The following is a 19,682-nucleotide window of genomic DNA, read 5'->3' as shown; positions in this document are numbered from 1 at the left end:
ATCTGTGTATACTACTTATGCTTATCAAAAACAAGTCAAAGAAAGAGGCATGACTATGAGTATGTCCCGAAAAGGGACGCCCGCAGACAATGCCTCCATTGAATCGTTTCACTCTTCTCTAAAGACTGAAACCTTCTACCTCGACAACTTAACCTGTACTACGACCGCCATCGTAAAACAGATTGTCGAAGACTACATCACTTATTATAACAATATCCGTATCCAAACGAAACTAAATAACCAGTCTCCGGTCCAATACCGAAAACTGGCTATTTAGATGGTGTTTTGATCCCTGTCTCAAAAACGGGGGGCAGTTCCCTAATTTAGTGACAAGCTTTTTTTATATCTCTCTTCTCAGAGCAGAAAGGACATTTGTTTTCGTTGCTTTACGAGCGGGTCTTAATCCTGAAAGAACCGCAACGCCAGCACTAATAATTACGGCGATAATAATGAGTGAAAGCGGAATATAAGAATAAGTGACATGGAACGAATCATCCGTTCCTTCACTTAATACAGAAGTAAGAATCATTGGTAGGATAGCATTCGCCCCAAAGCTTACAATATAGGACACAATAATCCCAATAATAGACCCTAAAACTCCAATAAAGGCACTTTCCATTAAGAAGATTTTTTGAATGACTTTTGGTTGTGCCCCAATCGCCTTCATAATACCAATCTCTTGAGTTCGTTCTGTGACAGCCATTGTCATCGTATTAAAAATACCGATAGCTGAAATAATTACAGCGATGGTTCCAACAAATACAAGTCCAATTTTGAAAGCTATAAAAAACTTGTTAATATTATCAAGCTGCTGTGTAACAGAGTCTGCTTGATACCCTTTATCTAAAAGCACTTTTGTTAATTGCTCTACATGCTCAAATTTATCTGCAAAAACAGATAAGTCTGTTGGAAAGCTCTCCTGCTCAACTCCGAGAACATTTGAGAAATCACTTAGAAATGAATGGCTAATAAAGATGTTAGAATCAACAACCCAATCTTTTGGGTTTTCTTTTGCAATACCTACAATTTTAAAAGTATAAGATTTCTCCTCCTTTACTTTTCCATTCTCTTCGTCTGTATTAGACACCTTTAGAGTAATATTTTTATTTAAAACATTTCCTTGAAACCCTTTAGGTGGTTTTATATCATAATTTGCATTTTGTTCGGATTTTTTTAGTTCTTGTTCAAACTTTTCCTGCTCTTTCTTAGACCAAAGCTGACTTGCAAAATTATAGCCAACGACAACTTCATGTGACGAAGTTGGCATCCGTCCTTTTGAAAGACTCATTCCTGCGTTTGTTTCTTGTTTCATATTCGTAAAAATGAGAGAAGAGTTCTCGCTAGATCGTTCACCAAGCATTGTTTGAATAGGTTCGCTAACTGTTTTACGTTCAACAATAGCTTTGACATTTTCGTTGTCTTTTAAGTCTTTTTTTAAGTCACCGCTTAAATCTTTTGTATTCTTGTCACTACCGTAAATAGGAATCTTTGTGACAATTTGCTGTGAGAGTATTTCGTCTGTAACCGTCTTTTGCATTCCAAAACCAATTGAAGCAAGAACAACAAGAAATGCACACGACATAGCTGTTGCAAGAACGGTCATAAAGACACGGAGACGGTTTTTCTTCATATTTCGTTTAATAAAACTAACTTGATCTTTAAAATTCATTTTTTACACCTTCTTTACGTAGTACCCCATCGTGTAAGTGAAGCTTATGATGTGCAATAGAGGATACTTCTTCATCGTGAGTAATCATGACAAATGTAATTCCATATTGCTTATTTAACGTTTGAATGAAAGAAAGAATAACTCTCTCAGTCTCTGAATCTAAGCTTCCTGTTGGTTCATCTGCGAGAATAATAGAAGGGTTCAAAACAAGTGCTCTTGCGATACTGACACGCTGCTGCTGTCCGCCTGAAAGCTCATTAGGATAATAGTTACGATGGTTCTCTAATCCAACTGTTTGTAGAATTTCCAGAACCTTTTGTTTTCGTTCAGACTTGCGCATACCTTTTAAAGTAAGCGGTAGTTCCACATTTTCATATGTAGTAAGACTAGGGATAAGTTGAAAGTTTTGAAAGATGAACCCAAAATGCTCAAGACGAAACTGAGCCCATTCCTTTTCATTGAAGTTTGTGACAGTTTGATTATTGATTTCAATGGTTCCTTCTGCTGGAGCAATGTAGCCGGAAATTAAGTTAAGAAGCGTTGATTTACCAGAACCACTTTTTCCAACAATACAGGTAATTTCACCTTTAGGAATGTCCATAGAAACATCTTTTAAGACAGGAACAGTCTCTTCTGTTCCTTTTTTTCCAATTTTAAAAGAATGAGAAATGTTTTTTATGCTAATCATGCTTTTTCCTCTCTTTCATTTTATAAAATTAAATCGTTGTGTGTGTATTAACATAAGTAGTACAGTTAATACTGTATGTTGAAGAAGAGAGAAAGTCAATACTTTTTTCAGCAGGAAATGTAAAAAGAGATCCTCGTTAATAACGAGGATCTCTTTTTTAAGCAAGCTTACTTGTTGTAGAAGCAACTGAAATTGTTTCTTCATACTGAGTAAGAAGGTTGGTAAAAATCTTATCCCATGTTTGAGTAAGAGCGTAATGACGAGCTTCATGTCCCATTTGCAGTCGATCATGATGCTGTGTTAAAAGATAGGTCACAGCTTTAATAAACTCATCAGGGTTAGTAGGGTCACATAAGAAACCTGTTTTTCTATCTTTCACAATCGATTTTACTCCTCCAGCATTTGCTGCAACTGTGGGGATTCCTGAAGCGGCAGCTTCAAGAACAACATTTCCAAACGTTTCAGTTGTAGAAGGGAAAAAAAACAAATCAGAGGCTGCGTATAAAGATGCAATTTCTTTGCTTTTTAGAAATCCTGTGAAAGACATATTTCTAGGAGCCTTTTGTTCAAGTTGTTTTTTCATGGGTCCATCTCCAATAATGAGCCAATGGATCTTATCTCGCAGCTTGGAAGGAAGGGACTGAGCCACATTCATTAGAAGTTCTAAATTTTTTTCAGGAGCAAGACGCCCAACATATGTAATAACGTAGGGTTCTTTAATATGGTAAGCATCCCGAACATTTTTTTTAGGGTAGTGAGGATGAAAAAGGCGATGATCAACGCCACGAGACCAAATGGAAAGATTAGAAAAACCGTGCCGCATAAGCGTTTCTTTTGTATCTTGAGAAGGTACAAAAATAGTTTTCATTGAGCGGTGAAACCATCGCATATACTTCCAGACAAGAGGAGAAAGAAATTCTAAATCATAGTAAGAAAGATATTGATCAAAATCAGTATGATAAGAACCAACGAGAGGGACGTTGAATTTTTTAGCATAGTGAATTCCACAAAGTCCTACATTGAAGGGAGTCGCTACATGAATAATATCTGGTTTGAAAGATTGAAGCTGTTGCCGAATTTTGAGCATGTTGGGAAGGGCGAGCCGACATTGTGGATAAAGAAAAAACGGTAAGCTCATAAATCGATGAACATTGAGCGAATATGGCTTTTCTCCCGTACTATCAGGAGCAAAAAGTTGGAATGAAATATGTTCATTGCGCAAATGCTCCGTGAGTCTTTTCAATGTTTTCGCAACCCCGTTAACATCAGGTGTAAAGGTATCTGTGAAGATGGCAATTTTCATTTCAATCCCTCCAATGAAAAATCATGATCTATAGAAAAAAAGAAAAACATCCATAGCCAAATGAACTGCCAATAAGCATACCAGCTGCAACATCGCTTGGGTAATGAAGACCAAGATAAATTCTTGACAGTGCGACGCTTAATGAAAGTGGAAGAAGCAAAAGAGAAAGAGTAGAAAATGAAATAATAAAAGGTGTTGAGATAGCAAAAATAGCTGTCGTATGACCAGATGGAAAAGAATGATCACGCAACGGATTCTGTAAAACATAGCTGTTTATAATTTGAAGATAAGGTCGTTTTCGTGGATAAAGTTTTTTTAAAAGAGCAACTGGAATATGACTTAAAGCTAGCGCTAAAGCACTCGCCAAACTTGCTGCCTTCAATGTTTCAAAAGGCAAGAAAAGAAGTAAAAGACAAACGCTGATGGAGACAGCCGCTCCTCCTAGATGTGTAATAAAACGAAAATACCCGTTCAACCATTTGCGGTGAAATTGGTTGTTAAGTGAACGGAATAAAAAGCATTCAAATATATAGGCTCTTTTTAGCCATCTTTCCATTTCGTTCTTCATCTCCTTTTTACAGCCCTTACTTCTATTGTAGAAAGAAATTTTAGAGTTAGTGCTAAGAATTTGTAAAATTATCGTGTAGCTTTTCTTTACAAAAAAACACACCGCTTATGCGGTGTGTAAATTCTGTTATTCAAGAGGAGACAGCTTCTTATAATATTGTCCTTTTTCTACATAGCCTGTACGGATGCGTTCCATTTCTTTTAGGTCTTCTTCTGTTAGCATTCGAATAACTTTAGCTGGCCGTCCAAAAGCAAGAGAGTTTGGAGGGATTTTTTTACCAGGAGGAACAAGACTTCCTGCCCCAATAAAAGCTCCTTCGCCAATTTCTGCTCCGTCTAAAATTGTGGACCCCATTCCAACTAATGCTTTTTTACGAATGATTGAGCTATGTAAAATAACGGCATGACCAACTGTTACATCATCTTCAATTACAAGAGGATGATTAGGACTCTGATGAAGTGTTGATTGATCTTGGATGTTCACTCGACGACCAATAATGGTTGGGGCAACATCACCGCGGATAACGGTATTAAACCAAATGCTGCTTTCATCTCCAATTTCAACATCTCCTGTAATTGTTACATAGTCAGCAATGAAAGCGGTATCTGAAATGCGTGGTTCTTTTCCTTTGTAAGCGTATAACATTTATTATCCCTCCATGTTATGAGTTGCAAAAAAACAAAGAATCTTCTAATGTAAGTGTACAAACTTTTTTTGCATCGGTAAATATAAAAAGAAGGGAAGTACATAATATGTGGACATGGGAAGTAGAGAATGCAAAGGGAGTCATGGTCATCATCCATGGAGCAGGAGAGCATCACGGACGCTATGAATGGCTGAGAGAAAGATGGAATGAAGAAGGGTTTCACGTTATCATGGGAGATCTCCCAGGCCAAGGAGTGACAACGAGAAGAAGAGGACATATTCGCTCTTTTAATGAGTATATTGAAGCAATTGAAGAATGGATTGAAGAAGCACAAACATATGACTTACCCATTTTTCTACTAGGACACAGTATGGGGGCATTGACGGCTATACGAGCGCTTCAGCTTCGCAGTTTGCCTGTATGGGGAGTTATCTTATCATCACCTGCTTTAGGATTAAAAGAACAACCCCCAGCCTTTAAAGATGTCCTTTCAAAAGGTTTAAATAAGCTCATGCCTGGTAAACTTGTTCAGTCTCCACTTGTGATTGAAAATGTCACAAGAAATCAGCGTCTTTGGAGAGAGCATAAAGAAGATAAGCTGTATGTGAAAAAAGTGTCTGTACGCTGGTACCGTCAGTTTGTGGAAGCTATGAATTTAGCTTTTAAAGATATGGATAAATTTCCAGATGTACCGTTATTAATTCTTCAAGCTGGGGAAGATAAGGTTATTGAGAAATTTATTGTAAGACAATGGTTTGATGATATGAGTTTAAGTGAAAAGATTTATAAGGAATGGACAGGACTTTATCATGAAGTATTCAATGAGCCTGAACAGGACCAAGTGTTTGCTTATGCGAAAAGCTTCGTTCATTTACATGTATAACGGGAAAAAGCCGTAACAATCTCGAGGTGAGCAATGTGGAGATACCAAAACACCCTTTTATGTTAATGAGAAAAGTCTATAAAGAAGTAATGCCGATTGTTCATGAAGAATTGTTGAAGTGGAAGAAAAAAGCCAGTAATATTCCAAATGAAGAACTGCGAACTCAAGCATTAGCAAGCATAAATGATAAAACCTTTCACTGTGAAGGTGGATCAATTATGGGGTTGCTTGCATGTGGGGAGTTTAAAAAAGCCATCCGTTTTATTGTCGCTTACCAAACGATCAGTGACTATCTTGATAACTTGTGTGATCGAAGTACTTCGCTTGATCCGCTTGACTTTGCGGCTCTTCATGAATCAATGCCGCATGCCCTTACACCACATGCGACGCTCGGAGAATATTATCGTTATCGAGAGGATCAAAACGATGGGGGGTATTTGCACGCTCTTGTTCAAACATGTCAGGAAGTGCTAGCAAGTATTGAACATTATCCACTCATTAAAAGCCATTTATTAGAGCTTTGCCGCTATTATTGTGATTTGCAAATACATAAACATGTGAGAGAAGAGGAGCGCGTTCACCGTCTAGAAACGTGGTTTCACGAGCATCAGGAGAAATTTCCAAACATGACTTGGTATGAATTTTCGGCCTGTGCAGGTTCAACCCTTGGAATTTTTTGTCTTGTTTCTTATAGTTTTCAACGTGCTTTCACTAAACAGCAAGCAATGCAAATTATGTCAGGATATTTCCCATATATTCAAGGACTTCACATTTTATTAGACTATTTTATTGATCAAGAAGAAGATGAAGAAGAGGGAGATTTGAACTTTTGTTTTTATTATCCTGAACAAGAGGAAATGATGAAACGCTTTCACCATTTTGTGAGTGAAGCAGACAAAAAAATTAAAGGTCTTCCACATGAGCATTTTCACCATTTTATTAATAGAGGACTTCTGGGGTTGTATCTTTCAGATCGAAAAGTAAAAAAACAACGAAATGTTCATAAGCAGGCTAAAAAGATTATTAAGCTTGGAGGAAAGATAAGCCGATTTTTTTATTGGAATGGACGTTTATACCGCATACTACAAAAAAGTACTCCACATTAAGGAGTACTTTTTTCAATGGCAATAATAAAAGGAGGATTGTTTTTTTGATTTAAAAACTCGTATTTCAATACGCGTGCATTTTTTTGGTCTAGTGTTGCTACATACTGCATAAGGGCATCTCGTTCAACTGCTCCTTCTTCATGACCATGATAGACAACGAGAACAATAATTCCTCCCTTTTTCAACCATTGTAGAAGTCCTTTTACAGCTTCGATAGTTGTGTCAGGGGTTGTGACAATCTTTTTGTCTCCACCAGGTAAATAGCCAAGATTGAATATAGCACTGCTTAGCTGTCCTTTTAATTCGAGAGGGAGGTGTTGGTGGAAATGGTGGTGACCATCATGAACAAGTGTGACATTTTCAATTTTTTTTGCCTGATTCAAGCGATTATATGTTTCCTCAATTGCACTTTGTTGAATATCAAAGCTATAAATGTGCCCTTTCTCTCCAACAAGATTTGCTAGGAAAAGAGTGTCATGACCGTTTCCTGCTGTTGCGTCAACAGCAAAATCTCCGTCCTCTGTTACTTTTTCAAGAAGCGTTTTGGAGAAAGTTAATACGCGTTCAATATTCATTACGCTTTTACTTCCTTTCGTTCAAAAAGTCGTCCTTGGTAGCTATTTCGTTTTTTTAATTCATCATCGATTGCATTTAAAACACTCCACTTATCAACGCTCCACATTGGACCAATCATAAGGTTAATTGGACCGTCTCCTGTTAAACGGTGAACAACCATTTCAGGAGGAAGCACTTCAAGTTGGTCACAGACAAGGTTGATGTAATCATCAAAAGCTAAAAATTCAAGCTGTCCTTTTTCATATTGTTTGACCATTGGTGTTTTCTTTAAGAGGTGAAGAAGGTGGATCTTAATGCCTTGGACATCTAATTTTGCCACCTCATGAGCCGTTTTCATCATCATGTCATAATCTTCAAGAGGCAGACCATTAATAATATGGGAACAAACGCGAATACCTCGCGCTCGTAGCTTATTAACTCCTTCAACATAACATTCATAGTCATGAGCTCTATTAATTAAGAGAGCTGTACGTTCATGAACAGTTTGAAGACCAAGTTCAACCCACAGGTATGTTCTTTCATTTAGTTCTGCTAAATAATCAACAACATCATCTGGAAGACAATCAGGACGTGTTCCAATGGAAAGTCCTACAACACCTTCAAGGTTTAGAACTGTTTCATATTTTTCTTTTAGTTCTGCAAGTGGGGCATGTGTATTTGTGAATGCTTGGAAGTAAGCCATGTACTTTCCATTTTTCCACTTGTTGTGCATTTTGCTTTTAATATCATTAAATTGGGTAATTAAATCTTCAGATCGGTTTCCAGCAAAGTCACCTGAGCCAGCTGCACTACAAAATGTACAGCCTCCATGAGCAACAGTGCCGTCTCTATTCGGACAGTCAAAACCCCCGTCAAGAGCTACTTTAAACACCTTGTGCCCAAAAGTATTTCGTAAATGATAATTCCATGTATGGTAGCGTTTATGATCGCTTGCAAACAGAAATGGATTAGTTTCTTTCATTCGGAGAATTTCTCCTTCCTTTTTTCATCATAAATCATAGACCATTTTAACAGAATGACTCCTTTTCTCCAATAAGAGGTGTTAAAGGAGAAGCTACATAAAAGAGAGGAAAGTCGTAAAAAATAACGTTGATATGCTATAAGTTAATGAAAATGGAGGGATTAATATGGCAACACGTCAATCTATTGACAATCTTCTTCAACAGTGTGAAGACTCACTTCGCTATGCAAAAGGTCAACTTAGTGAAGGAATGAAACAAGAACATTACAATGCAACAGAGTATACGAAAGCACAGGAAATGCTTGAACAGTCTTACATGAACCTAGAAGAAATGGCACACAGTGCAAACGATCAGCAACGTGAACAGCTTTACCGTATGCGTCTACAAATTCAACAGCTTCAAAATGAAATGATCTTAACAGATTATTAAAAATAGGGAGAGTTTCTGATGAAAAAACGTTCAAAGAAAAATAACCCTGAACAAAAAACACGTAATGGCTTCAACAGCAATGATATGGAAGTTGGAAAAGATTTCGATCCTATTAAAGAGTCAAAAAAACGTTACGAAGAGAGCGGCGGTCAGCCGATTAAATCAAAACCTTCTAAGGAAAACGAAGGAAAATTGTAATACTAACAAAGAGAGCGGAAAAGAATCCGCTCTTTCTTCTTTTTTTAGCCATATAGGCGGAATTTTTCGTTTATAATGACTTTTAGCGGGCGATAATAGGAAAAAGCGCTTTTTCATTGCTTGCAGTTTTATTCTAGATTATTTACAATACATAGTAACGAACACTATATTTGCTTTGATAAGGAGTAGTAGGAAACATGAGTCTTTAAGAGAGCTGACGGTTGGTGTGAGTCAGTAGAGGCATGTTTGTGAACTCGCCTTTGAGCTATAAATGTGAACGAAAGCAGTAGCATTTGTCGTTAGTCCACGTTACGGACGTAAAGCTGAGCGTTTTAAGCGCTAATTTGGGTGGTACCGCGGGAAAGCATCTCTCGTCCCTTTGTGGGAGGGGAGTTTTTTTATTTTTACTGGAATATATTGGCTTTAAGGAGGAAACACAATGGCTTATAATCATCAAGAAATTGAAAAGAAGTGGCAAAATTATTGGTTAGACAATAAAACATTTAAAACAGGGGAAGACAAAGACAAGCCAAAGTTTTATGCGCTTGATATGTTCCCATATCCATCAGGAGCAGGTCTTCATGTTGGACACCCTGAAGGATATACGGCAACAGATATCCTTTCTCGTCTAAAACGCATGCAAGGTTATAACGTTCTTCATCCAATGGGATGGGATGCTTTCGGATTGCCTGCGGAGCAATATGCGCTTGATACAGGAAATGATCCAGCGATCTTTACAAAGCAAAACATTGATAACTTCCGTCGTCAAATTCAATCATTAGGGTTCTCTTACGATTGGGATCGTGAAATTAACACAACAGATCCTCATTATTATAAGTGGACACAATGGATTTTCTTAAAGCTTTATGAAAAAGGGCTTGCTTATGTTGATGAAATCCCTGTAAACTGGTGCCCTGCACTTGGTACAGTACTTGCGAATGAAGAAGTAATCGATGGAAAAAGTGAGCGCGGTGGACACCCTGTTGAGCGTCGTCCAATGAAACAGTGGATTTTGAAAATCACAGAATACGCTGATCGTTTGTTAGATGACCTTGAAGAGCTTGACTGGCCTGAGAGTATTAAAGATATGCAACGCAACTGGATCGGACGTTCTGAAGGAGCTCACGTTCAATTTGAAATTGAGGGAACAGATGAAAGCTTCATAGCATTTACAACGCGTCCTGATACACTTTTCGGTGCAACATATGCAGTACTAGCACCAGAGCACAGTCTTGTTGAGAAAATTACAACAGCAGAACAAAAAGAAGAAGTTACGTCTTATATTGATAAAGTGAAAACAAAAAGTGATCTTGAGCGCACAGATTTGGCTAAAGAAAAAACAGGTGCTTTCACAGGGGCTTATGCAATTAATCCTGTAAGCGGCGAGAAAATGCCAATTTGGATTGCAGACTATGTTCTAGCAACATATGGAACAGGGGCAATTATGGCCGTTCCTGCTCACGATGAGCGTGACTATGAGTTTGCTCAAGCATTTGATCTACCAATTAAAGAAGTTGTTTCAGGTGGAGACGTTACGAAAGAAGCGTACACAGGAAACGGAGCACATGTGAACTCTGACTTCCTTAACGGTTTAGATAAAGAAGAAGCAATTGAGAAAATGATTTCATGGCTAGAAGAGAACAAAAAAGGTGAAAAGAAAGTAACATATCGTCTTCGCGACTGGTTATTCAGCCGTCAACGTTATTGGGGAGAGCCAATTCCAATCATTCATTGGGAAGATGGTACAACAACAGCTGTTGATGAAAGCGAGCTACCGCTTATGCTTCCGAAAACAGATGAAATTAAACCATCTGGTACAGGTGAGTCACCACTTGCAAACGTTGAAGAGTGGGTAAACGTTGTAGATGAAAAAACGGGCAAAAAAGGCCGTCGTGAAACAAATACAATGCCACAATGGGCAGGAAGCTGCTGGTACTTCCTACGCTATATTGACCCACATAACAGTGAGAAATTAGCGGACGAAGAAAAATTAAAACAATGGCTTCCAGTTGATATTTATATTGGAGGAGCAGAGCATGCGGTACTTCACCTTCTCTATGCTCGTTTCTGGCACAAATTCCTTTATGATATCGGAGTAGTTCCAACAAAAGAGCCATTCCAAAAGCTATTTAACCAAGGAATGATTCTTGGTGAAAACAACGAGAAGATGAGTAAATCAAAAGGGAATGTCGTTAACCCAGATGAGATTGTTGCATCACATGGTGCTGACACACTTCGCTTGTATGAAATGTTCATGGGTCCATTAGAAGCTTCTGTTGCATGGTCTACAAATGGATTAGATGGAGCTCGCCGCTTTATCGATCGTATTTGGCGTCTTATGGTAACTGATGAAGGTGCAGTTGTGGAAAAGATTAAAGACCAAGACAATGAAGCACTTGAACGCATTTACCATGAAACAGTGAAAAAAGTAACAGAAGACCTAGAAGGACTTCGTTTCAATACGGCAATTTCTCAGCTTATGGTATTCATTAATGAGTGCTATAAAACAGACGTTTTACCAAAAGAGTATATGCAAGGGTTCTTAAAACTAATTGCTCCAATTACTCCGCATATTGCAGAAGAATTATGGAGTAAGCTTGGCGGAAGTGGAACAGTTTCATATGAAGCATGGCCTGCTTATGATGAGAGCAAACTTGTTGATGATGAAATTGAAATCGTTGTTCAAATTAACGGTAAAGTTCGTGCTAAACTAAAAGTACCTGCTGAAACAACGCGTGAAGGTCTTCAAGATCTTGCAATGGAAGACAGCAAAGTACAAGAGCAAATTGAAGGAAAAACCGTTCGTAAAGTGATTGCAGTACCTGGCAAACTTGTAAATATCGTAGCTAACTAAGAAATGTAGAGGGTTCTTTTTGTAGAGAGCCCTTTCTAACAAAATAAAGCTAGGAAAGGTTGAGGGTGTATTACTATGGTAAAAGAAATTACGACAGAAGAGCTTCAGAAAAAGTTAGAGAACGGTGAATCTCTTCACCTTATTGACGTACGTGAAAATGAGGAAGTTGCAGAAGGAATGATTCCTGGAGCAGTTCATATCCCAATGGGCGAGATTCCTCAAAAAATGGATCAACTTGATACAGACAAAGAGTATATCTTTATTTGTCGTTCAGGACGTCGCAGTGAAAATGTATGCTTCTTTTTAGAAGACCATGGCTATCAAGCCCGTAATATGGTTGGAGGCATGTTAGAGTGGAATGGTGAAGTGAAACAATAAAAAAAGCGCACTTAATTGTGCGTTTTTTTTATTGCGTAAGAAGTGCTAACTAAAAATTTGCCAAAAAACGCTAAACTGACTATACTAAATATTAAGAAAATTAAAACTGGTATGCCACATGCCAATAAAATGTGAGGAGCTAACTTTTATGAATTTGCCAAAGCTAGCAAAGCCTGTTTCATTAAAACAGCAAGCATATCAAGGAATTAAGAATGCTATTATTGACCAATCTATCGCTCCAGGTGAAGTACTATACGAGCGTGCATTAAGTGAACAATTAGGAATCAGTAGAACTCCGATTCGTGAATCTATTCCCCTGTTAGAGTTAGAAGGTTGGGTAACATCTGTACCACGAAAAGGAACATTTGTCAGTAAAATTACGAAACAAGATGTGGAAGAAGTTATTCAAATTCGCCGTGGATTGGAAGTGCTTGTTATCGAAGTGCTTGTCCCTATTATTTCGGACGAACAGATTAAGCATTTAGAAGGCATATACGATAGCCAGCTGAATGAACAACAAGAGAATAAGCGCTTTATTTCGGTTGACCACGATTTTCATATGTTACTTGCTGAATTTAGTGGGAATAAACGGCTAACCAATCTAATGAAAACGGTAAGCGATCAAATGCGCTGGTTTGGAGTAAGCGCGCTCAATTCTCCGAATCGAATAAAACAAACGTTAACAGAGCATCAACTCATCATTCAATGCTTAAAGGAAAGAGATAGTGAAAGAGCTAAGAAGGCAGTATTGGAACATATTGAGTGTACAAGAGAAGCTGTAATGAGCACATTGAAAGAAAATGAGGAGGATGGAAGATGAGGGAATTTACAATTAGCGTTGACACGTTAGAAAAAGGGCAATATGAAGAGGTTATTACGGTTAAGCAAGTTATTGTTGTTGGATATGGCGGAAGAGATATAGAGAAAGTTGAAGAGCATATTGCAGAGTTAGCTGAGATTGGAGTAGCTCCTCCTGAAACAATTCCAGCCATTTATCCTCAGGATGTTTCTTCAATCAATTTGGGAGATAAAATCGATGTTGAAGGAAAAGAAACATCAGGGGAAGCTGAATATGTTTTGTTTCATAATGGAGAAGAGTGGCTAGTAACATTAGGAAGTGATCATACAGATCGATTTCTTGAAACAAAAGATATTCTAAAATCTAAACAAGCATGTCCGAAGCCGCTAGCTGATGTTTTCTGGCGTTTAGAAGATATTAAAGATCATTGGGATGAACTTTATTTACGCTCGTGGATTAAAGATGAAAAAGGGAAAAGAAAGTATCAGGAAGATAGTCTTCACTCTCTTCTACCTGTAGAAACATTATTGGAGAAATTGAAAGAGTTTGGGTATAGAGACCTTTCTAATACAGTTATCTTCTCAGGCACGGTTCCGACATTAGAAGGTTTTGTATATGGAGAAAAGTTTCAATATGAGTTGGCAGATGCAAAATTAAATAGACGTATTGAAAGCGCTTATTGCATTAAAGTAATGGAGGGACAAAAATGAAAATAGCTCTTATTCAGATGGATGTCAAATTTGGGGATCCCGAATTTAATTTTAAACATGCAGAATCTCTTATGAATCAAGCAATGGAGAACAAACCAGATGTAATGATTCTGCCGGAGATGTGGAATACTGGATACGATTTAGAGCGCGCTAATGAAATAGCTGATGAAGACGGAAAACGTACAAAAGACATGCTTTCTTCATTTGCTAAAAAGCATTGTGTAATGGTCATTGGTGGAAGTATACTTACTCTTCATTCTGAAAGTGAAGATGTGACGAACACTATGTTTGTTTTTAGTAGAACAGGAGAGGAACTATTAAGCTATGACAAAATTCATCTATTTCGTCTAATGGATGAACACAAATTTTTAAAAGCAGGAAATAAAATAGGATTAATAGAGTGGGAGGAAATAAAGATTGGTTTAATGATTTGTTACGATCTTCGCTTCCCACAATTATCTCGTAAACTTGTGAACGATGGAGCAAAGTTGTTAGTTAATGTAGCTCAATGGCCTACTGCACGAGTTGATCATTGGAAGCATTTGCTCATTGCTAGAGCAATAGAAAATCAATCTTTCGTAGTAGCAGTTAATCGCTGCGGAAAGAGTGGAGATACTGATTTTCCAGGGCACTCAATGGTTATTGATCCTTTAGGGAAAATAGTATTAGAAGGAAATAAAAATGAAGAAATTTATCATATAGATATTAATATTGATGATGTAAATGAAGTGAGAGGCCACATTCCAGTTATTACAGACCAACGCTTAGATTTATATTGAAAAAGGGGATAAGCTCCTCTTTTGACTATAAAAAACTGAATATTCTTTTAAATTGGAGGGAGTAGAGTTATGGATAAGATAGAGGTCAGTTCAAATCTGGAAATCAAAACAAAAACGAGAACAATCCCCAAATTACGTTGGTGGTTAGCATTTCTCTTTTTTATAATTGGTTTAGTGGCCTACATGGATCGTTCTAATATTTCTATTATTGCTGCACCTATGATGGAAGATCTTAATATGAATAAAGTTCAGTTTGGAATGCTTGCTTCTCTTTTTTCATTAGGATATGCTTTATCCCAAATTCCAGCTGGAATGCTAGCTGAGAAATTTGGAGCACGTAAAATTGTTTTCTACGCTTTAATATGGTGGTCTATATTCACAGGGTTGACGGCTCTTGTAAAATCACATGGACTAATGGGACTGATTCGATTCCTTTTTGGAGTGGGAGAAGGACCAATGTACCCTGGCAATGCAGTTTTTAATACTTATTGGTTTCAGAAACAAGAAAAAGGAAGAGCTGCTAGTGCCTTGCTCGCTGGTTCCTACTTTGGACCTGTTATCGCCCCTATCGTAACCGTAGCTATTTATCAGTGGTTAGGATGGGAAGCTGTCTTTTATATATTTGGTCTGATTGGGATAGTAATTGCAGGAATTTGGTATGTGATGGGAAGAGACAAGCCTGAAGAACATTCTTGGATTAGTAAAGAAGAACTGAATTTAATTTTGTCTAACCGTACAGTACAAGCAAAAGAAAAAAAAGTAGCTCCTTGGAAAAAGTTCTTGAAGAACGGACGTTTTTGGGCACTAGGTATTCAGTACTTTGTTGTTCTATACATTGTTACTTTCTTTTTGGTTTGGCTTCCTACGTATCTTTTAGAAGCTAGGCAATTTACGTTAAGTAGCATGGGATTTGCTGCAAGTTTACCTTGGCTTTGTATCTTTATTACTGTAATGACGGGAGGGGCCATTTCTGATTATTTAGTAAAGAAAGGAAAAAGTAAGATGATAGCTAGAGGTTCCCTAGCTATTGGGGGATTGTTAGTTTTTGCAGTATGTATGTACTTTGCCGCTTATGCAACAACACCTTGGATAAATATCTTAGGGTTAACACTCGCGCTAGGAGCTTTAGGATTTCCTGTTGTTACATCTTGGGCTACAGCAGTTGACGTTGGGAACGAATTTGCAGGATCTGTTTCGGCGTGGATGAATTTATGGGGGAACATCGGAGCTTTTCTGTCTCCTATTCTTTGTGGATGGCTTGCTCAAACAATCGGTTGGGAAGGAGCTTTACTAGTAAGTATATTGCCAATCTTTGTTACTATCATTTTATGGTTTTTTATTAGACCAGATCGAATCCTTATTAAGGAGTATTAATTGTGGCATACCACATACCAAGAGAAAGACGAATGTTTTTTATACATTCGTCTTTTTTCATATTTATTCTATTTCAAACAAATCAAATGAACGAAGCGTCTTTTTAATTTTTACAGCAGGTTCTTCCACTTTTTTCTTCTTGTTCATTTCCTTATGTTCTTCAACATGCTCTTCACGAGAAATCCAAGCTTTAAAGTCCTCTTGCTTTTCCCATTTTGAAACAAACACATATTCAACCGTTTCTCGATGCTCTTTACGCCAGCATTCAAATGAAACTACACCATCAGCTTCTAGAATTTCCTGTTTATTTTTCTTTGCTTTATGAGCTAAGCGATCTTCATGTTCTTTATCTATTTCAAAACTTGCATTCATAACAAACATTATTAAATCCTCCTCTAAGAAATTATCTTATCCAGTAAGATAATATAATGATAATCTTTCTCAACTAATAAGTCAAATCTTTAAGGTTGTTTTCTTTCTATCATAATTTGCTCTCTTTTCTCGTAATTATAAAAAAGAGATAGTAGAGGAGGAAGAGAAATGAAAGTAAAACTTTTTGATAAAGAACATGAAGGGGATTTAGAAGAAGCGATAAATCGTTTTTTAAAAACACTATCAGATGAACAAATTATTGATATCAAATACAATGTAGCAACAGCGATGACAGAAAAAGATCAAGTCTACTGTTTCTCTGCTCTTGTTATGTACAAAAAAGGCTGACGTATTATGCGCCAGCCTGTTAACTTATGTTGTTTGTGATGAATGAACTGCTGCACTATGTCCTGCAAGGCGACCTGTTACAAAAGCAGCTGTAATGTTGTATCCTCCAGTATAGCCATGGATATCTAAAATTTCCCCACAGAAGTGAAGACCATCCATTAATTTTGAGGACATTTCTTTTGGATGAATTTCTTTTGTAGAGACGCCGCCACCTGTTACAAAAGCTTTTTCAATTGAAAGTGTACCATTAACAGTAAACGAGAACTGTTTAAAACTTTCAACAAGTGAACGTACTTTTTCGTGAGGAATTTGTCCACAAGCTTCTTGTTCAGAGATTCCTACTCTTTCTAAAAGGAAAAGAAGGAAGCGCTCTGGGACAAGCCCTTTTAATACATTTTTAATCGCTTTTTTCGACTCTTCTTTCATCATTTTTACGATGGATTGGAAGAGCTCTTCTTTATTTTTTTCTGAGAAGCTATCAATTGTTAATGTGATTGGTTCGTTTTTTCGTTTCTTTTGCTCTTTTACAACATATTGGCTACAACGTAGAACTGCAGGACCTGAAACTCCGAAATGAGTAAAAAGCATGTCCATTTTATGAGTGATGACTGCTTTTCCTTTTTTATTCAATACGCTAAGAGCTACATCACGAAGGGCAAGTCCTTGAAGCGTCTTTTGTTTAATGAATGGTTCATTTGATGTAAGCGGAACTTCTGTTGGGTATAAGTCTGTAATCGTATGCCCAGCCGCTTTTGCCCATGCATATCCATCACCAGTTGAGCCTGTATGTGGAACAGATTTGCCTCCAACGGCAATGACAACACTCTTACTTAAAATTTCTTCTCCATTTTCAAATAGAACTCCTTTTACAGCTCCATTTTCATACAGCACTTTCTTGACAGATGTATTCGTTTGTGTTTTTACACCAAGTCTTCTTAAATGATTTAATAGTGCTTCAACAACTGATTGAGCTTTGTTAGAAACGGGAAACATGCGCCCATGGTCTTCTTCCTTCAGCTTCACTCCAAGTCCTTCAAAAAATTCAATAATGTTTTCATTGTTGAATACTGAAAAGGCGCTATATAAAAAGCGGCCATTTCCTGGAATGTGCTTAATAATTTCATCAACAGGAAGTCGGTTTGTGACATTACAGCGTCCGCCACCTGATATTGCTAATTTACGACCTAATTTATTTCCTTTATCAACGAGCAACACTTTTGCTCCTTCTTCTGCTGCAGAGATAGCAGCCATCAAGCCTGATGGCCCACCACCAATGACAATGACATCATAATTTAACAATTATTTCACCAGCCTACTTAATATAATCACTTGCGTAAATGCAAAGATATCTCTATTATCAATAGTTGAGTCAGCTTTTTTTGGAGGCACCAATATGTCTAATTCAAAACTATTGCAAGGAACACTTATTTTAACACTCGGTACATACATTGCGCGAGTACTCGGGATGATTTACGTTTTTCCATTTGAAAGTCTTGTTGGAAATAAAGGGGGAGCCCTTTTTCAATATGGCTATGGACAGTATACAATTTATTTGAGTATCGCAACAGCGGGAGTTCCGCTAGCGGTTTCTAAGTTCGTTTCTAAATATAACGCACTTGGAGATTATCATACAAGTATGCGGATGTTCAAAAGTGGAATGAAGTTCACCATGATTATGGGAGTTACCGTTTTTGCAGCTCTATTTTTTCTCTCACCAGTCATTGCAGAATTAATGCTGGGGGGAAATGGCCTTGATAACTCACTTGACGATGTTGTCATGGTTATTCGGATGGTTAGCGTAGCCATCATTGTAGTTCCAACAATGAGTCTTATCCGGGGGTTTTTCCAAGGAAATGGTTCAATGGGACCGACAGCCGTTTCACAAGTTATCGAGCAGATCGCACGTGTTGTTTTCTTATTAGCGTCAAGCTACATTATTATTAAGATGTTAAATGGAAGCATTGCAACAGCTGTTGGATTTGCTACATTTGCAGCCTTTATTGGTGCACTTGGTGGATTAGCTGTTCTTTATTGGTATTGGAAAAAACGTAAGAAACACTTTGATAAATTGCTCGAACAAAGCGTTGAGCCTGCTAACATTTCAACGCGAGATATGTTTAAAGAGCTATTTTCTTATGCAGGTCCATTTGTGTTTGTAGGACTAGCTATTCCTTTGTTCCAATACGTTGATCAATTTATGTTTAATAGAGCAATGGTTGCAGCAGGACATAAAGACACGGCTGAAACGCTTTTTGGTATCACATTTGGATGGGTGCCAAAGCTTGTCATGATTCCTGTGTCTATTGCAACAGCGTTCGGATTAACACTTGTTCCAACAATTACGGATTCCTATGTTAACGGAAAACGCAGAACATTAAAAAACCAAATTGATCAAACATATCAAACTATTATGTTTTTAGTATTACCAGCAGTTATCGGGATGTGCGTTCTTGCGTATCCTATTTATGCTCTTATGTATAGCACAAGTGACTTAGGAGGTCAGATGTTAGCAACGTATGCACCGCTTGCTCTGTTCTTCTCATTCTTTACAGTCAATGCAGCTATCTTACAAGGCATTAACAAGCAACGTTATGCTGTTATTAGTTTAGTGCTTGGTTTGCTAGTAAAGATTGTGTTTAACTTTCCGCTTACGTATTATTTGCAAGCAACAGGTTCTATTCTTGCAACAGCACTTGGCTATTTTGTAGCTATTGCTTACACATTCTATATGATTCAAAAACACGCAGCATATAAATTTACGCTCTTTGTAAAACGATCCATTTTAATTATTTTATTTGTGGCTATTATGGCTCTTGCTGTATGGCTTGTACAGCTTGGCTTGTCTTCTTTCGTATCTTACAAAGACGGAAGAATTGCCGCTGGACTGATTTCATTTGCCGGAGTTGGCATTGGCGGAGCCCTATATTTAGGACTTGCTTACCAATCTCGTTTACTAAACATTGTGTTTGGAGATGGATTTGTGAATAAAATTACCCGTCGTTTTAAACGTAATAAAGTAAGAGAACAATAGAAAGTAAAA

22 protein-coding genes and 1 other annotated feature are annotated in these 19,682 nt (G+C 37.5%); of the genes, 13 read left to right on the top strand and 9 right to left on the bottom strand.

Features of this window, described 5'->3' with window-relative positions:
• Positions 1–277: IS3 family transposase (locus BM012_RS04385; protein WP_139210296.1), on the top strand; the 277-nt coding region annotated here is incomplete at its 5' end.
• Between the two features lie 63 nt (positions 278–340).
• On the opposite strand, the gene BM012_RS04380 is transcribed toward BM012_RS04385, so the two are convergent.
• The 5 genes from BM012_RS04380 to BM012_RS04360 form a co-directional block, all read right to left on the bottom strand.
• A complete protein-coding gene (locus BM012_RS04380; protein WP_061802305.1) occupies positions 341–1,669 on the bottom strand; it encodes an ABC transporter permease in 1,329 nt (442 codons plus the stop codon).
• Positions 1,659–2,357, bottom strand: a complete 699-nt coding sequence (locus tag BM012_RS04375; RefSeq protein ID WP_061802304.1) for an ABC transporter ATP-binding protein — start codon at positions 2,355–2,357, stop codon at positions 1,659–1,661. Before BM012_RS04375 ends, BM012_RS04380 begins: the two co-directional genes overlap by 11 nt.
• Before the next feature lie 157 nt (positions 2,358–2,514).
• Positions 2,515–3,660, bottom strand: coding sequence for a glycosyltransferase family 4 protein (locus BM012_RS04370; RefSeq protein WP_061802303.1), 1,146 nt, complete (start codon positions 3,658–3,660; stop codon positions 2,515–2,517).
• Between the two features lie 28 nt (positions 3,661–3,688).
• Positions 3,689–4,216, bottom strand: coding sequence for a phosphatase PAP2 family protein (locus BM012_RS04365; protein WP_061802302.1), 528 nt, complete (start codon positions 4,214–4,216; stop codon positions 3,689–3,691).
• Positions 4,217–4,354: 138 nt separating this feature from the next.
• Positions 4,355–4,873, bottom strand: a complete 519-nt coding sequence (locus BM012_RS04360) for a gamma carbonic anhydrase (protein WP_061802301.1) — start codon at positions 4,871–4,873, stop codon at positions 4,355–4,357.
• Positions 4,874–4,980: 107 nt separating this feature from the next.
• Between BM012_RS04360 and BM012_RS04355 the strand changes: the two genes are divergently transcribed.
• A complete protein-coding gene (locus BM012_RS04355) occupies positions 4,981–5,757 on the top strand; it encodes an alpha/beta fold hydrolase (RefSeq protein ID WP_061802300.1) in 777 nt (258 codons plus the stop codon).
• A 35-nt stretch (positions 5,758–5,792) separates the two neighbouring features.
• Positions 5,793–6,863 (top strand): tetraprenyl-beta-curcumene synthase family protein, encoded by a 1,071-nt coding sequence (locus tag BM012_RS04350; protein WP_061802299.1) that lies wholly within the window; start codon positions 5,793–5,795, stop codon positions 6,861–6,863.
• On the opposite strand, the gene BM012_RS04345 is transcribed toward BM012_RS04350, so the two are convergent.
• Positions 6,860–7,438, bottom strand: coding sequence for a tRNA 5-(aminomethyl)-2-thiouridylate-methyltransferase MnmM (locus tag BM012_RS04345; RefSeq protein WP_061802298.1), 579 nt, complete (start codon positions 7,436–7,438; stop codon positions 6,860–6,862). The genes BM012_RS04350 and BM012_RS04345 overlap by 4 nt on opposite strands.
• Positions 7,438–8,400, bottom strand: coding sequence for a tRNA modification radical SAM protein MnmL/YtqA (locus BM012_RS04340; protein ID WP_061802297.1), 963 nt, complete (start codon positions 8,398–8,400; stop codon positions 7,438–7,440). Before BM012_RS04340 ends, BM012_RS04345 begins: the two co-directional genes overlap by 1 nt.
• A gap of 166 nt (positions 8,401–8,566) precedes the next feature.
• On the opposite strand from BM012_RS04340, the gene BM012_RS04335 reads away from it, so the two are divergent.
• The 8 genes from BM012_RS04335 to BM012_RS04300 all read left to right on the top strand — a co-directional run bounded on the left by BM012_RS04335 (position 8,567) and on the right by BM012_RS04300 (position 15,922).
• Positions 8,567–8,830 (top strand): YtzC family protein, encoded by a 264-nt coding sequence (locus BM012_RS04335; RefSeq protein WP_019391111.1) that lies wholly within the window; start codon positions 8,567–8,569, stop codon positions 8,828–8,830.
• Positions 8,831–8,848: 18 nt separating this feature from the next.
• Positions 8,849–9,028, top strand: coding sequence for a hypothetical protein (locus tag BM012_RS04330; protein WP_061802296.1), 180 nt, complete (start codon positions 8,849–8,851; stop codon positions 9,026–9,028).
• Positions 9,029–9,194: 166 nt separating this feature from the next.
• Positions 9,195–9,410, top strand: a binding site (T-box leader).
• Between the two features lie 57 nt (positions 9,411–9,467).
• On the top strand, positions 9,468–11,882 hold the full coding sequence (gene leuS, locus BM012_RS04325) for a leucine--tRNA ligase (protein WP_061802295.1): 2,415 nt from the start codon (positions 9,468–9,470) through the stop codon (positions 11,880–11,882).
• A 75-nt stretch (positions 11,883–11,957) separates the two neighbouring features.
• Positions 11,958–12,260, top strand: a complete 303-nt coding sequence (locus BM012_RS04320; RefSeq protein WP_061802294.1) for a rhodanese-like domain-containing protein — start codon at positions 11,958–11,960, stop codon at positions 12,258–12,260.
• Between the two features lie 148 nt (positions 12,261–12,408).
• Positions 12,409–13,080: a GntR family transcriptional regulator gene (locus BM012_RS04315; protein WP_061802293.1), complete on the top strand. Its 672-nt coding sequence runs from the start codon at positions 12,409–12,411 to the stop codon at positions 13,078–13,080.
• Positions 13,077–13,769 carry a DUF2848 family protein gene (locus BM012_RS04310; protein ID WP_061802292.1) on the top strand — a complete coding sequence of 231 codons (693 nt, stop codon included), beginning with the start codon at positions 13,077–13,079 and terminating at the stop codon, positions 13,767–13,769. The genes BM012_RS04315 and BM012_RS04310 overlap by 4 nt, the downstream gene beginning before the upstream one ends.
• Positions 13,766–14,548: a carbon-nitrogen family hydrolase gene (locus BM012_RS04305; RefSeq protein ID WP_061802291.1), complete on the top strand. Its 783-nt coding sequence runs from the start codon at positions 13,766–13,768 to the stop codon at positions 14,546–14,548. Before BM012_RS04310 ends, BM012_RS04305 begins: the two co-directional genes overlap by 4 nt.
• Positions 14,549–14,617: 69 nt before the next feature.
• Positions 14,618–15,922, top strand: coding sequence for an MFS transporter (locus BM012_RS04300; RefSeq protein ID WP_061802290.1), 1,305 nt, complete (start codon positions 14,618–14,620; stop codon positions 15,920–15,922).
• Between the two features lie 63 nt (positions 15,923–15,985).
• Here the strand turns inward: BM012_RS04300 and BM012_RS04295 are convergent, their stop codons facing one another.
• Entirely contained in the window at positions 15,986–16,303 is a 318-nt protein-coding gene (locus tag BM012_RS04295; protein WP_061802289.1) for an antibiotic biosynthesis monooxygenase family protein, read from the bottom strand.
• A 159-nt stretch (positions 16,304–16,462) separates the two neighbouring features.
• On the opposite strand from BM012_RS04295, the gene BM012_RS04290 reads away from it, so the two are divergent.
• Entirely contained in the window at positions 16,463–16,642 is a 180-nt protein-coding gene (locus tag BM012_RS04290) for a sporulation protein Cse60 (RefSeq protein ID WP_019391117.1), read from the top strand.
• Between the two features lie 24 nt (positions 16,643–16,666).
• Here BM012_RS04290 and BM012_RS04285 read toward each other — a convergent pair whose 3' ends face one another.
• Positions 16,667–17,941, bottom strand: a complete 1,275-nt coding sequence (locus tag BM012_RS04285) for a BaiN/RdsA family NAD(P)/FAD-dependent oxidoreductase (RefSeq protein WP_074842762.1) — start codon at positions 17,939–17,941, stop codon at positions 16,667–16,669.
• 94 nt (positions 17,942–18,035) lie between these two features.
• Here BM012_RS04285 and BM012_RS04280 point away from each other — a divergent pair, with 94 nt between their 5' ends.
• Positions 18,036–19,673 carry a putative polysaccharide biosynthesis protein gene (locus tag BM012_RS04280; RefSeq protein WP_061802288.1) on the top strand — a complete coding sequence of 546 codons (1,638 nt, stop codon included), beginning with the start codon at positions 18,036–18,038 and terminating at the stop codon, positions 19,671–19,673.
• The last annotated feature ends 9 nt before the right edge of the window (positions 19,674–19,682 follow it).

It is taken from the genome of Priestia endophytica DSM 13796 (assembly GCF_900115845.1).
In the GTDB taxonomy this organism is placed as follows: Bacteria; Bacillota; Bacilli; order Bacillales; family Bacillaceae_H; genus Bacillus_I; species Bacillus_I endophytica.
Note: the sequence above shows the minus strand (reverse complement) of the source record. Positions and strands in the feature narration are given on the sequence as shown.

Bases quoted from the DNA above. Each gene is read 5' to 3' on its own strand.
- BM012_RS04355 (WP_061802300.1), top strand. From the start codon at position 4,981: ATGTGGACATGGGAAGTAGAGAATGCAAAGGGAGTCATGGTCATCATC.
- BM012_RS04290 (WP_019391117.1), top strand. From the start codon at position 16,463: ATGAAAGTAAAACTTTTTGATAAAGAACATGAAGGGGATTTAGAAGAA.
- BM012_RS04340 (WP_061802297.1), bottom strand. From the start codon at position 8,400: ATGAAAGAAACTAATCCATTTCTGTTTGCAAGCGATCATAAACGCTAC.
- leuS (WP_061802295.1), top strand. From the start codon at position 9,468: ATGGCTTATAATCATCAAGAAATTGAAAAGAAGTGGCAAAATTATTGG.
- BM012_RS04375 (WP_061802304.1), bottom strand. From the start codon at position 2,357: ATGATTAGCATAAAAAACATTTCTCATTCTTTTAAAATTGGAAAAAAA.
- BM012_RS04295 (WP_061802289.1), bottom strand. From the start codon at position 16,303: ATGTTTGTTATGAATGCAAGTTTTGAAATAGATAAAGAACATGAAGAT.
- BM012_RS04305 (WP_061802291.1), top strand. From the start codon at position 13,766: ATGAAAATAGCTCTTATTCAGATGGATGTCAAATTTGGGGATCCCGAA.
- BM012_RS04345 (WP_061802298.1), bottom strand. From the start codon at position 7,438: ATGAATATTGAACGCGTATTAACTTTCTCCAAAACGCTTCTTGAAAAA.
- BM012_RS04280 (WP_061802288.1), top strand. From the start codon at position 18,036: ATGTCTAATTCAAAACTATTGCAAGGAACACTTATTTTAACACTCGGT.
- BM012_RS04365 (WP_061802302.1), bottom strand. From the start codon at position 4,216: ATGGAAAGATGGCTAAAAAGAGCCTATATATTTGAATGCTTTTTATTC.
- BM012_RS04360 (WP_061802301.1), bottom strand. From the start codon at position 4,873: ATGTTATACGCTTACAAAGGAAAAGAACCACGCATTTCAGATACCGCT.
- BM012_RS04335 (WP_019391111.1), top strand. From the start codon at position 8,567: ATGGCAACACGTCAATCTATTGACAATCTTCTTCAACAGTGTGAAGAC.
- BM012_RS04330 (WP_061802296.1), top strand. From the start codon at position 8,849: ATGAAAAAACGTTCAAAGAAAAATAACCCTGAACAAAAAACACGTAAT.
- BM012_RS04310 (WP_061802292.1), top strand. From the start codon at position 13,077: ATGAGGGAATTTACAATTAGCGTTGACACGTTAGAAAAAGGGCAATAT.
- BM012_RS04315 (WP_061802293.1), top strand. From the start codon at position 12,409: ATGAATTTGCCAAAGCTAGCAAAGCCTGTTTCATTAAAACAGCAAGCA.
- BM012_RS04380 (WP_061802305.1), bottom strand. From the start codon at position 1,669: ATGAATTTTAAAGATCAAGTTAGTTTTATTAAACGAAATATGAAGAAA.
- BM012_RS04320 (WP_061802294.1), top strand. From the start codon at position 11,958: ATGGTAAAAGAAATTACGACAGAAGAGCTTCAGAAAAAGTTAGAGAAC.
- BM012_RS04300 (WP_061802290.1), top strand. From the start codon at position 14,618: ATGGATAAGATAGAGGTCAGTTCAAATCTGGAAATCAAAACAAAAACG.
- BM012_RS04370 (WP_061802303.1), bottom strand. From the start codon at position 3,660: ATGAAAATTGCCATCTTCACAGATACCTTTACACCTGATGTTAACGGG.